Genomic DNA, 12,490 nt, shown 5'->3' on the forward strand with positions numbered 1-12,490 from the left:
TTGACCCCCCACCCCAACCCTCCCCCTTTCAGGGGGAGGGAGACACGGCCAGCCTCACGCCGCCTTCAGGCCTTCCTTGACCAGGGCTTCATCCACCTTCGGACGCGCCGCAACGCGAGCCTTGTAGGCCATCAGGTTGTCCAATCCTGAAAGGTCGAACTTCATCCGTTCGGCCCAGTTCAGCATCACGAACAGATAACCGTCGGCTACCGTGAATTGCTTGCCCATCAGATAGTCGCGGCCAGCCAACTGGCTATCGAGATATTTGAACTTGCCCATTGCCCGGTCCTTGAAGACCCCCTTGGCTTCGTCCGAAAGCGCCGGGTTGAACAGCGGGCCGATGTTCTTGTGCAGTTCGCCGTTGATGTAGGTGAGCCATTCTTGCAGCTTGTAACGCTCGGTGCTGTCGCGGGCGGGGGCGAGGTTCTTGGCCGGCACCTTGTCGGCGATCATCTGCACGATGACCGGGCCCTCGGTGACGAGTTCGCCGCTGTCGAGCATCAGCGCCGGCACCTGGCCTTTCGGGTTGATCTTCAAATAATCGTCCCCGTTTTCGAGCTTCTTGGCGCGCAGATCGACCTTAACGAGGTCGTAAGGAAGGCCGGCTTCAAGGAGCGCGATGTGGGGGGAAAGTGAGCAGGCTCCGGGCGCATAATAGAGTTTCATGGGGCTTCTCCCTGGGTTATGGCAAATCGGCAAACCATGGCTAAATGCATTTGCATGAAGCGGTCAACATTGATGCATATGCATCAAGTGGGGTAGAGTGCGCGGATAGTGTGGACCTCGACCATGAAACGCAAACCATCGACGGAAGCAACTGCCGCCTGGATCCGCCTGATGCGGGTCCAGAGCCGGGTGTTGAATGCGGTCGAGCAGGATTTGAAGAAAGCCGGATTCCCGCCGCTTGCCTGGTATGACGCCTTGCTTGAATTGTCGCGCGCGCCCGCCGGTGAGCTTCGACCGGTGGAATTGGAAAAGCAGATGCTGTTGCCGCAATATTCCACGTCGCGGCTGATCGACCGGCTGGTCGACGAGGGGCTGGCGGTGCGCCGCGAATGCAAAATGGACAAGCGCGGCCAGTTCGTCGAAATCACCGAAGCCGGGCGTGAATTGCAAAAGAAGATGTGGAGCGCCTATTCCGCTGTCATCGAAAAGCATGTCGGTTCGAAGTTGTCGGATGCCGACGCCATAAAGCTCTGCGGTCTTCTGGACCGGCTCGGCTGCTGCTCAGGCGGGGAGACAACCTCACTCGCCGCAAAAGACGGCGCGCTCGCCCGATGATACCATCCATCTCACTCATCCCCGCGAACCGCAGGGTTCGCGGAAGCCTCCGGCACCGCGCGCGTTTGGCCGCAGCGCCCCACATTCGGAATTTGCATGGCGCGTGACCAGATCGATATGACGCCCCTTCAGTCGCGCGACGAACTCGTCGGCTGGCTCGAGGACGGCGTAAAACCTGTTTCCGAATTCCGGATCGGGACCGAGCACGAAAAAACGCCGTTCACGTTGAGCGGCCATCAGCCGGTGCCTTACGAAGGCGCCCGCGGCATCGGCGCGCTGCTGGAAGGCATGCAACTCCTGCTCGGCTGGGAGCCGATCATGGAGCGTGGCAACATCATCGGGCTTTACGACGTCACCGGCGGCGGCGCGATTTCGCTCGAGCCCGGCGGGCAGTTCGAATTGTCGGGCGCGCCGGTAGAGACCGTGCATCAGACCCAGGGCGAGTTGATGGCGCATCTAGCGCAAGTGCGCGAGATCGCAGCCCCGTTGGGGATCGGCTTTCTCGGCCTCGGCATGACGCCATCCTGGTCGCGGACGCAGATTCCGGTCATGCCCAAGGGCCGCTACAAGATCATGAGCCACTACATGCCGAAGGTCGGCCGCTACGGCCTCGACATGATGTACCGGACCTGCACGGTGCAGACCAATCTCGACTTCTCCTCCGAAGCCGACATGGTCAAGAAATTGCGGGTATCGGTGGCGTTGCAGCCGGTGGCGACCGCCTTGTTCGCCAACTCGCCCTTCACAGAAGGCAAGCCAAACGGCTTTCTCTCGTTCCGCTCGGAAATCTGGCGCGATACCGACAATGCGCGCGCCGGAATGATCCCGTGGGCGTTCGAAAACGGCATGGGGTTCGAGCGCTGGGTCGACTACGCGCTGGATGTGCCGATGTATTTCGTCAAGCGCGGCGACAACTATATCGATGTTGCGGGCTCTTCGTTCCGGGATTTCTTTGACGGAAAAAATCCGGCCCTTCCCGGCGAGCGGCCGATGCTGTCGGACTGGGCCAATCATCTTTCGACGATCTTCCCGGAAGTGCGGCTGAAGCGCTATCTGGAAATGCGGGGCGCCGACGGCGTGCCCTGGGACCGGCTGCCGGCCTTGCCGGCGTTCTGGGTCGGATTGCTCTATGACGACACCAGCCTGGATGCGGCCTGGGACATCGTCAGAGGCTGGAATGCCTTCGAAAGACAGTCGCTGCGGGATGACGTGCCGCGTCTCGGCTTCAAGGCCAGGATCAAGCAGCGCTATATCTTCGAAGTCGCTAAAGAGTGTCTGGCACTGGCGCATGCCGGATTGCGCCGCCGGGGCCGTGTCGATCACTCCGGGCGTGACGAGACGCGTTATCTGGAACCGCTCGACCGGATCATCGATACCGGGGTGACGCCGGCCGAGGAAATGTTGGCGAAGTTCAACGGCCCCTGGAACGGCTCGGTCGAGCCCGCCTACGGCGAATACGCCTTTTAGAACAAGGGCCGGCCGGAAGCACAACGCGCCGTTCATCAGCCGTACAGGTTCATGGCGATCAAATGGCAGGGTCACTGGCCCGCCGTTTGCGGGTAACTCCAATCGGTTGAAAGCATTGCGAATGTGGGGAGGTCGCCTCTCACTGGCGTGTTTGGGGACGCTCGTTCTCTTCGCGATCTTGACCGTCAACCGACCGGCGCAGGCGCAGTCCAATTTCGATCGCCCGGGCGGCGACTACCAGAGTTCGCCGGTACCCTCAGGGGATCCGGCCGATTGTGCGCTGGTATGCGAGCGCGACCGGCGTTGCCGCGCCTGGAGCTTCAACTATCCGAACGACACTTCACGAGCGGCGCTCTGCTGGCTGAAGAACAGCGTGCCGGCGCGCATCGCGGACGACTGCTGCGTGTCGGGCGTGCGCGGCGCCGGCGTGGTCGAACCGCGCAACGGCGCGGTCGAAACTTCGATCGACCGCGCAGGCGGCGACTACCGCAGTTTTGAACTCAAGCGGGGCGAGGGCGACGAGGTCTGCAAGGCGGCCTGCGGCACCGACAATAAATGCCGGGCCTGGACCTATGCGCGTGCCGGATATGTAGGCCGGGAGCCCCACTGCTTTTTAAAAAAGGACATCAAGCCGCCGCGGCGCAAGCCGGGATTCACTTCCGGCGTCGTCAGGTAAGGCTTCTAAGACTTCTTTAGCGCACCGAAGTGAAGAAGCGTGCGAGACGGAAGCCGGACAGCCATGTCCACACCGGCTGGCCGCGGATACCGAGGTCCCAGGAACCGATCACGGCGTCAGCGCGGCCGACCAGATCGTCAATCGGCAAAAATCCGACGCCACCATCGCGCAGCGGCACGCGGCTGTCGGCGGAGTTGTCGCGGTTGTCGCCCATCACGAACAGATAGCCCTCCGGCACCGTGACCTCGGCCGTATTGTCGAGCCGTCCATTGTCGCGGATCTTGAAGATCGCGTGGCTGACGCCGCCCGGCAACGTCTCGATGAAGCGGCGCGCCGGCTCATACTCGCCGCGCTCGTCTTCCACCTCGCCGATGCCATCGGCTTTGAGCGAGGCCGCACGGTCGTTGATAAAGAGCTGGCCCTGGCGCATCTGAATGCGGTCACCGGGCAATCCAACGACGCGCTTGACCCAGGCCTGCGAGCGGTCGCCGGGCCAACGGAACACCACGACGTCGCCGCGCTTGGGCACATTGCCGAACACCCGTCCGGTTTCGGGCAGATTGATCTGGATCGGCAGTGAGGCTGTGCCGTAGCCGTAAGGGAATTTTGATGCGAGCAGCGCGTCCCCAATCAGAAGCGTCGGTTCCATCGAGCCCGACGGCACATAGAACGGCTCGGCAATGGCGCCCTTCGCCAGAAAAACCAGTCCCAACGCCGCCGCAAACTGAACAAGCTGCGCGCCCCAGCCGCGCGCGCGCGTGGCGATCGATTGCCGCTCCATCGTCATGAACCGGTACCTCCAACCGTAATCCGTTCCATCCGCAGCGTCGGCTGGCCGACGCCGACCGGAACGCCCTGGCCGTTCTTGCCGCAGGTGCCGATTCCGCTGTCGAGCGCCAGATCGTTACCGACCATGGTGATCCGATGCAGGTCGGTCGGTCCATTGCCGATCAGCATCGCGCCTTTCAGCGGCGCGCCCAGCTTGCCGTTTTCGATTCTGTAGGCCTCGGTGCACTGGAACACATATTTGCCGGAGGTGATGTCGACCTGTCCACCGCCGAAGTTGGCGGCGTAGATGCCGTTTTTGACCGAGGCGAGGATTTCCGCCGGATCGCGGCCGCCGGACAGCATGTAGGTGTTGGTCATGCGCGGCATCGGCACATGGGCATAGCCCTGGCGGCGGCCGTTGCCGGTTGGCTTCATGTTCATCAGCCGGGCATTCTGCCGGTCCTGCATGTAACCGACCAGGACGCCGTCCTCGATCAATACCGTGCGGTTGGTCGGCGTGCCTTCATCGTCGATCGAGAGCGAGCCGCGGCGCGACGCCATGGTGCCGTCGTCGACCACGGTGACGCCCTTGGCTGCCACCTGCTGGCCCATCAGGCCGGCAAAGGCGGATGTCTTCTTGCGGTTGAAATCGCCCTCGAGCCCATGGCCGACGGCCTCATGCAACATTACGCCGGGCCAGCCTGCGCCCAACACGACATCCATTTCGCCGGCGGGCGCCGGCACCGATTCCAGATTGACCAGCGCCTCGCGGATGGCGCCGTCGGCGGCCTCGCGCCACGCTTTGGTTTCGATGAAGCGCGCATAACCCTCACGGCCGCCATAGCCTCTGGAGCCGCTCTCCTGACGATCGCCTTGACCTGCGACCACGGAAATATTGACCCGCACCAGCGGGCGGATGTCGCGATAGCTTTCGCCGTCGGGACGGAGAATTTCGACGACTTGCCAAGTCGCGCCCAGACTGACCGTGACCTGACGCACCCGCGGCTCTTTTTGGCGGACATAGGCGTCGATTTCGGCGAGCAGCTTGACCTTGGTTTCGAACTCCGGCCCATCCAGCGGGTTTTCATCGCCGTAAAGCCGGACATTGGTATGGGACGGGGCTGCGGCGAAAGTCCCGTTATATCCGCCGCGGACCGCCGACACCGCATCGGCTGCGCGAATCAGCGCCGGCAGCGAAACGTCGGAGGAATGCGCGTAGCCGACCGCGTCATCTTTCACCGCGCGCAGGCCGAAACCTTGACTAGTGTCATAGGTCGCCTGCTTCAGCCGGCCATTATCGAACATCAAGGCTTCGGTCTGGCCATATTCCAGGAACAGCTCGCCGTCGTCGGCGCCCGAAAGCCCGCGCGCAATTTCGTGGCGGACGGCATCGCGGTCGAGTTGGGCGCGGTCGAGAAGCGAGGTCGGGGGCGTCATGTGTACTCCAATCCGGCAGCTAGCAACGTGCAGGTGTGCAGTTAAGCAAAGTCTCGCAAAGCGGTCGCCTTACATCACGGTAACCCCGATCCGCTCCGGCGCGCGTGACCCAGGCCACTACACTTTCTCCAAAATAGGCGCGATAGTCTGTGAAAGGGAGGGGCAGACGTGCCACAAAGCGAGGCAGATTGCCTCATTGCTTCACGGTAATTTGTCGTAACCCTCGCCGAGCCCGTTCAGGCTGAGGGGAAAGCCGATGCCTTCCTCTGGCGTCTCGAAAATGATGAAAGTCGCGGTCTTGGCGCTCCGCAACTGGCCCAGCAGTTTGTCATCCATCACGACCTCGGCGACGCAGCCGTTGGGCAGGCAACGGACAAAACCGGCCCGGCCGACGTCGACATTGTCGAGCTTGAGGCCAAGGCCCGAGGGCAACAGCACCCCGAGTGGCGCCACCACGCGCATCAGCTTGCTCTTCTGGTCGGCGGTCTTCAGCACGATGACGGTCAGGCCGGCATTGGACCGGTCCTCGGCTACCACGCTCTGAATCAACGCGCATTGTTCGGCCTGAGCGCCGGGCGGAGTATCGCAGCGGATCTGCCAGTCGCCGTGGACCGACCGTACCGCGCCTTGCGCGCCGGCCGGCGCCGTCAGGCTCAACCAGCCCACAAAAGCGAGACTTGAAACGAGGCCCGCGCCCATGGCGCTGACCGAGAACGCGTCCCGGATACAAATTCGCAAGCGGCGGAAAGCTTCGGAACTAATCGGGTATTTCGAAGGGCCCATCAGGGTCGATCCCTTGATATTTCTTCGGCTTATGCGTCGGCAACACCGGACGCACCCGACTGATACGGTAATGACGGCGCCTTGATGGCTGGCCGGGTGTCACCGGAAGCCTCGATCCGCCAACGAATCAGACCCTGCAAGCGCAACATTTCTGTGCGTACATCCGGCAATCCGCCTGTCAAGCCATGACGGGCTTGAAACGGGGCGTTTATGCTGATTTCCCGTGAAATTGAGACATTCGCATAGCATCATCAGAATAGCCGTCTATGCACCCCCGCAGGTCGTACTACTGCATTGCGATGGCCTTAGAATTATGGTTTGAGAGGCTGGATTTAGACGCATTCGAACAAGCTGGCCCGGTGTGCTGCCAAAGTACATCTCAAGGCCATTTGCCAGAGGGCGGAATCGGGCGCCATTCTTTGCCCTCGGGGGGAATGCGCGGGGGAATTTTATAAAGGAGCGCGAGCGACATGAAGATGTCGAAGGGCCAAATCGGCCGTCGGTTGCTGGGTTGGGCGGTGGCCGGCACCGCATTTCTGGCTTGCGGAACGGCATTTGCCGAATTGGGCCAGCCGGCGCCGTGGGAGTACAAGCTGCAGGAAGCGGCTTCTCCCGTCATGGACAACATTACCTGGTTTCATAACTTCCTGTTTGTCCTGATCACCGTCATTACGCTGTTCGTGCTGGCGCTCCTGGTCATTGTTGTCGTCAAGTTCAACGCCAAAGCCAACCCGGTACCTTCCCGCACCACCCACAACACCCTGATCGAGGTAGCCTGGACGCTCATTCCGGTGCTGATCCTGGTCGGTATCGCGGTTCCGTCGTTCCGCCTCCTGTTCCTGGAACTCGACATTCCCAAGGCCGACCTGACCATCAAGGCGACGGGCAAGCAGTGGTACTGGTCTTATGCCTATCCCGATAACGGCAAGTTCGAATTCGATTCGCTGATGGCCGCCGACAAGCAGCCGCGGCTGCTTGGGGTCGACAATGAAATGGTCGTGCCGGTGAACAAGGTGATCCGGGTCCAGACCATCGGTGCCGACGTGATCCACTCCTTCGCGGTGCCGGCCTTCGGGATCAAGATCGACGCCATTCCCGGCCGTCTCAACGAAACCTGGTTCAAGGCCACCAAGACCGGCATGTTCTACGGCCAGTGCTCGGAATTGTGCGGCAAGGACCACGCCTTCATGCCGATCGCCGTCAAGGTCGTCAGCGATCAGGACTTCGCGGCGTGGGTCGAGGACGCCAAGAAGAAATTTGCGGCCAATCCGGCGAATTCGTTCGCCTCGGTTGGGGCCGCGGCGCAATGAGCCGGATTGGCCGCCGCTCTGTTGAGGGGGCGGCCAGGAATTGATCGTCGGGTCCAAGGCGCGTCACAGGCGACATAGGACGATGTGACCTCAAGGTCTCAAAGAAGATTGAAGGCAGGGTTTGAAAATGGCAACCACCGCAGCGACACAAGATCACGCTCATGACGATCATGCCCACGACCATCCGACCGGATGGCGGCGTTTCGTCTATTCGACCAACCACAAGGACATCGGCACGATGTACCTGGTGTTTGCGATCATCGCCGGCATCATCGGCGCTGCGATGTCGATCGCGATCCGGATCGAGCTGATGTATCCGGGGATACAGCTGTTCCACGAAACCCACACCTACAATGTCTTCGTTACCTCGCACGGCCTGATCATGATCTTCTTCATGGTGATGCCGGCGATGATCGGCGGCTTCGGCAACTGGTTCGTGCCGCTGATGATCGGCGCGCCAGACATGGCCTTCCCGCGTATGAACAACATCTCGTTCTGGCTGCTGCCGGCCGCGTTCGGGCTGCTCTTGATCTCGAGCTTCGTCGAGGGCGAACCCGGCGCCAACGGCGTCGGCGCGGGCTGGACCATTTACGCGCCGCTGTCGACTTCGGGCCATCCCGGACCGGCGGTCGATTTCGCGATTCTGGCGCTGCATCTGGCCGGTGCCTCGTCGATTCTCGGCGCCATCAACTTCATCACTACGATCTTCAACATGCGCGCGCCGGGCATGACGCTGCACAAGATGCCTTTGTTCGTGTGGTCGATCCTGGTGACGGTGTTCCTGCTGCTGTTGTCGCTGCCGGTGCTCGCCGGGGCGATCACCATGCTGCTGACCGACCGCAATTTCGGCACCGCCTTCTTCGACGCCGAGCACGGCGGCGATCCGGTGCTGTTCCAGCACCTGTTCTGGTTCTTCGGCCATCCCGAAGTCTACATCCTGATCCTGCCTGCGTTCGGCATGGTCAGCCAGATCGTCTCGACCTTCTCGAAGAAGCCGGTGTTCGGTTATCTCGGCATGGCCTATGCGATGGTGGCGATCGGCGGCATCGGCTTCGTGGTGTGGGCGCACCACATGTACACGGTCGGCATGTCGTCGGCGACGCAGGCCTATTTCGTCGCGGCCACGATGGTGATCGCAGTGCCGACCGGCGTGAAGATCTTCTCCTGGATCGCCACGATGTGGGGCGGCTCGATCGAGTTCAAGACGCCGATGCTGTGGGCGATCGGCTTCATTTTCCTGTTCACCGTTGGCGGCGTCACCGGCGTCGTGCTGGCGAATGCCGGCGTCGACCGCGTGCTGCAGGATACTTACTACGTCGTCGCGCACTTCCACTACGTGCTGTCGCTCGGCGCGGTGTTCGGCATCTTCGCCGGCTGGTACTACTGGTTCCCGAAAATGTTCGGCTACATGTACTCGGAGACTATCGGCAAGCTGCATTTCTGGTTCACCTTCATCGGCGTGAACCTGGTGTTCTTCCCGCAGCACTTCCTCGGCCTGTCCGGCATGCCGCGCCGCTATGTCGATTATCCTGATGCGTTCGCCGGCTGGAACTTCGTGTCGTCGGTCGGCTCTTACATCTCCGGCTTCGGCGTACTGATCTTCATCTACGGGGTGGTTGACGCCTTTGTGCGCAAGCAGCAGGCCGCCGACAACCCGTGGGGTGCCGGTGCGACCACGCTGGAGTGGACGCTGCCGTCGCCGCCGCCGTTCCACCAGTTCGAGGTATTGCCACGCGTGCAATAATCGGCGACGCGGCGCGATAAGCGCCGCGTCCGCTTACTTTCAAGGAAACGAGAGCCGTCTTGTCGGTCGTTGATCACACCAGCATCGAACTTTCGCCGCGGATTTCCGAGGCCGGGGTCGCCGATTACCTCGCGCTTCTGAAGCCGCGGGTGATGTCGTTGGTGGTCTTCACGGCGCTCGTCGGCCTGGTGATCGCGCCGGTGCATGTGCATCCGGTGCTGGCCTTCACCTCTATTCTCTGCATCGCGGTCGGCGCGGGCGCATCGGGCGCGCTGAACATGTGGTACGAGGCCGATATCGACGCGCTGATGTCGCGTACCGCCAACCGACCGATCCCGCGTGGCCGTATCACGCCGCCGGAAGCCGCCGCCTTCGGCCTGACGCTCGCCTTCTTCTCGGTGATGACGCTCGGTATCCTCGTCAACTGGGTCGCCGGCGCGCTGCTCGCCTTTACGATCTTCTTTTACGTCGTGATCTACACCATGGCGCTCAAGCGCTGGACCGCGCAGAACATCGTGATCGGTGGCGCGGCTGGCGCACTGCCGCCGGTGGTGGCCTGGGCCGCGGCGACCGGCTCGCTCTCGGTCGAGCCGCTGTTGCTGTTTCTGATCATTTTCTTCTGGACCCCACCGCACTTCTGGGCGCTGGCGCTGTTCCGTAGCGACGACTATGCCCGCGCCGGCGTTCCGATGCTGCCGGTCACCGCTGGGCCGGACGCGACACGGCTGCAAATCCTGCTCTACACGATCGTGCTGGTTGCGGTGGCGCTTGCGCCCTGGCCGCTCGGCTATTTCGATGCCGCCTATGGCGTCGTCTCGCTCGTCCTCGGCGCCGGCATGCTGGCGCTTGCGATCAACGTCTACCGGCTTCGTGAAGGCCGCGAAGCGGCGCGCGCCACGCGCCAGCTTTTTGCGTTCTCGATCCTTTATCTGTTTGCGCTGTTTGCGACCCTTCTGATCGAGGTCGTTGTCCGCGCCGTCGCAGCGTCGATCTGGTAAGGGCGCATGGCAGCACTCATGACCGATAACAACCGACCAGAGGGAATTGTCCTCACCGAAGCGCAACTGAAAAGCCGCCGTCAGCGGTCGATCGCCATTGCGCTTGCGCTCGGCGTTCTGGTCGTACTGTTTTTTGCGGTCACCATCGTCAAGGGGCCGGCCGTGCTAGTGCGGCCGTTGTAACGACATGGCAAACCGTCAGAACCAGCATCAGGCTTCCGCAGGCGAGAAAACGTCATCGCGCCGCGGCCTGACCCGCGACGCGGCGGTGGCGGCGATCTGCGGCTTCGTGGTGGTTTTCATGGTGGGTGCCGCTTACGCAGCGGTCCCATTCTATAACTGGTTCTGCCGCGCCACCGGCTTCAACGGCACCACCCAGGTGGCAACTTCCGCGCCTTCGGCCGCGCCGTTGGCGCGCAAAATCACGGTTCGCTTCGATTCTAATATCGCTGGTGGACTGCCCTGGAAATTCGAGCCGGAAGAGAACGAAGTCGAGATCAGGATCGGCGAGGTCACAACCATCTTCTACAAGGTGACCAATCAATCCGCCCGGACCACGACCGGGCAGGCCGCCTACAATGTCGCGCCGCTGACGGTCGGCTCCTATTTCGAGAAGATCAATTGCTTCTGCTTCACCGAGCAGACCATGGCGCCGGGCGAAACGCGCGAGATGCCGGTTGTGTTCTATGTCGATCCGTCGATTGTCAAAGATAGCGACAATGACACACTGAACACCGTTACCCTGTCCTATACGTTCTACCCCGTCCGCGATCCCGCGACAAAACCACTGGCGGCGAGCGAGGTGGAAAAATCCAAGGGCAATGACAAGGGGAACGAGAAGGGCAACCTTTGAGAAGCGTGCGCCATGGCCGGGTAACTTTCGGCCATCGCGAGGTTTGAATTTAATTGTTGAGACGGAGTGGCCGGACAGGCCCTGCTAACGGAGAGATCGAAAATGGCTACGGCGCAAGTCAAGCATCATGACTATCATCTCGTCGATCCTAGCCCGTGGCCGGTTGTCGGCTCCATTTCGGCCTTCATCATGGCCGTCGGCGCCATCACCTGGATGCATCATATGACCGGCGCGGCGCCGATCATCTTCTTCATCGGCGTCATCGGTGTGCTCTACACCATGGCGAGCTGGTGGATGGATGTGATCCGCGAGGCGCAGTACAAGGGCGATCACACCCGCGTCGTGCAGATCAGCCATCGCTACGGCATGATCCTGTTCATCGCCTCGGAGGTGATGTTCTTCGTCGCATGGTTCTGGGCCTTCTTCAATTCGGCGCTGTTCCCGGCCGATGCGGTTCATGCGGCCCGTGATGCGATTTTCGGATGCGGCGCCGGCGCCCAGATCGGCGCATGCAGCATCCCCGGCACCTGGCCGCCAAAGGGTATCGAAGCGTTTGATCCCTGGCATCTGCCGTTGCTCAACACCCTCCTGCTGCTGACCTCGGGCACCACGGTGACCTGGGCTCACCATGCGCTCCTGGAAAACGACCGTCAGGGCCTGAAATACGGCCTGATCCTGACCGTTGTGCTCGGAGCGCTGTTCACTTGCGTGCAGGCTTACGAATACAGCCACGCGCTGTTCGGTTTCTCCGGCAACGTCTACGGTGCGACCTTCTTCATGGCGACCGGCTTCCATGGCTTCCATGTGCTGGTCGGCACGATCTTCCTGATCGTCTGCCTTGCACGCGTCTATGCCGGGCACTTCACGCCGACCCAGCACCTCGGCTTCGAATTCGCCGCCTGGTACTGGCATTTCGTCGACGTGGTGTGGTTGTTCCTGTTTGCCTGCATCTACGTCTGGGGCACCGGCGGCGGCCGGCTTGTCGGCGCCGAATAGGCTTGCCTGTCATCCATGCTGAGAGGGCGGCCCTGCGGCCGCCCTTTTTCATTTCCATGGTGCGCCCAGCATGGGCGCACTCTTATGGGTGCAAGTCCCATCGTGAGTTGATCACAACGAGCGAAGTGAAGCGCAACTGCATGAGGGCGACCGAGTGTGGGGAGGAAGCGTGGAGCG

General features: G+C 61.8%; 13 protein-coding genes. 9 read left to right on the top strand and 4 right to left on the bottom strand.

Annotation, left to right across the window (positions count from 1 at the left end):
* Positions 1–54: 54 nt before the first annotated feature.
* The gene (gene gstA / locus ABSE61_RS30510) at positions 55–666 is read right to left on the bottom strand and encodes a glutathione transferase GstA (RefSeq protein WP_423874886.1); all 612 of its coding nucleotides are present in this window, start codon (positions 664–666) and stop codon (positions 55–57) included.
* Between the two features lie 123 nt (positions 667–789).
* Here gstA and ABSE61_RS30515 point away from each other — a divergent pair, with 123 nt between their 5' ends.
* From ABSE61_RS30515 to ABSE61_RS30525, 3 genes are all read left to right on the top strand, one after another.
* Entirely contained in the window at positions 790–1,281 is a 492-nt protein-coding gene (locus ABSE61_RS30515; RefSeq protein WP_423874887.1) for a MarR family winged helix-turn-helix transcriptional regulator, read from the top strand.
* A 96-nt stretch (positions 1,282–1,377) separates the two neighbouring features.
* Entirely contained in the window at positions 1,378–2,748 is a 1,371-nt protein-coding gene (locus tag ABSE61_RS30520; RefSeq protein WP_423874888.1) for a glutamate--cysteine ligase, read from the top strand.
* Positions 2,749–2,869: 121 nt separating this feature from the next.
* The gene (locus ABSE61_RS30525) at positions 2,870–3,424 is read left to right on the top strand and encodes a PAN domain-containing protein (RefSeq protein WP_423874889.1); all 555 of its coding nucleotides are present in this window, start codon (positions 2,870–2,872) and stop codon (positions 3,422–3,424) included.
* Positions 3,425–3,440: 16 nt separating this feature from the next.
* Here ABSE61_RS30525 and lepB read toward each other — a convergent pair whose 3' ends face one another.
* The 3 genes from lepB to ABSE61_RS30540 all read right to left on the bottom strand — a co-directional run bounded on the left by lepB (position 3,441) and on the right by ABSE61_RS30540 (position 6,328).
* Positions 3,441–4,211, bottom strand: a complete 771-nt coding sequence (lepB, locus tag ABSE61_RS30530) for a signal peptidase I (protein ID WP_423874890.1) — start codon at positions 4,209–4,211, stop codon at positions 3,441–3,443.
* Positions 4,208–5,629 carry a metalloprotease TldD gene (tldD, locus tag ABSE61_RS30535; RefSeq protein WP_423874891.1) on the bottom strand — a complete coding sequence of 474 codons (1,422 nt, stop codon included), beginning with the start codon at positions 5,627–5,629 and terminating at the stop codon, positions 4,208–4,210. Before tldD ends, lepB begins: the two co-directional genes overlap by 4 nt.
* Positions 5,630–5,830: 201 nt before the next feature.
* A complete protein-coding gene (locus ABSE61_RS30540; RefSeq protein WP_423874899.1) occupies positions 5,831–6,328 on the bottom strand; it encodes an invasion associated locus B family protein in 498 nt (165 codons plus the stop codon).
* A gap of 554 nt (positions 6,329–6,882) precedes the next feature.
* Here ABSE61_RS30540 and coxB point away from each other — a divergent pair.
* The 6 genes from coxB (at position 6,883) to ABSE61_RS30570 (ending at position 12,313) form a co-directional block, all read left to right on the top strand.
* Positions 6,883–7,722, top strand: coding sequence for a cytochrome c oxidase subunit II (coxB, locus tag ABSE61_RS30545; protein ID WP_423874892.1), 840 nt, complete (start codon positions 6,883–6,885; stop codon positions 7,720–7,722).
* 127 nt (positions 7,723–7,849) lie between these two features.
* On the top strand, positions 7,850–9,466 hold the full coding sequence (gene ctaD / locus ABSE61_RS30550; RefSeq protein ID WP_423874893.1) for a cytochrome c oxidase subunit I: 1,617 nt from the start codon (positions 7,850–7,852) through the stop codon (positions 9,464–9,466).
* Positions 9,467–9,525: 59 nt separating this feature from the next.
* On the top strand, positions 9,526–10,464 hold the full coding sequence (locus ABSE61_RS30555; RefSeq protein WP_423874894.1) for a heme o synthase: 939 nt from the start codon (positions 9,526–9,528) through the stop codon (positions 10,462–10,464).
* A 6-nt stretch (positions 10,465–10,470) separates the two neighbouring features.
* Positions 10,471–10,647 (top strand): cytochrome c oxidase system small membrane protein, encoded by a 177-nt coding sequence (locus ABSE61_RS30560; RefSeq protein ID WP_423874895.1) that lies wholly within the window; start codon positions 10,471–10,473, stop codon positions 10,645–10,647.
* Positions 10,648–10,651: 4 nt separating this feature from the next.
* A complete protein-coding gene (locus ABSE61_RS30565; protein ID WP_423874896.1) occupies positions 10,652–11,317 on the top strand; it encodes a cytochrome c oxidase assembly protein in 666 nt (221 codons plus the stop codon).
* A gap of 102 nt (positions 11,318–11,419) precedes the next feature.
* Entirely contained in the window at positions 11,420–12,313 is an 894-nt protein-coding gene (locus ABSE61_RS30570) for a cytochrome c oxidase subunit 3 (RefSeq protein ID WP_423874897.1), read from the top strand.
* Positions 12,314–12,490 lie beyond the last annotated feature (177 nt).

This window comes from Bradyrhizobium sp. (assembly GCF_049519115.1).
GTDB lineage: Bacteria > Pseudomonadota > Alphaproteobacteria > Rhizobiales > Xanthobacteraceae > Bradyrhizobium.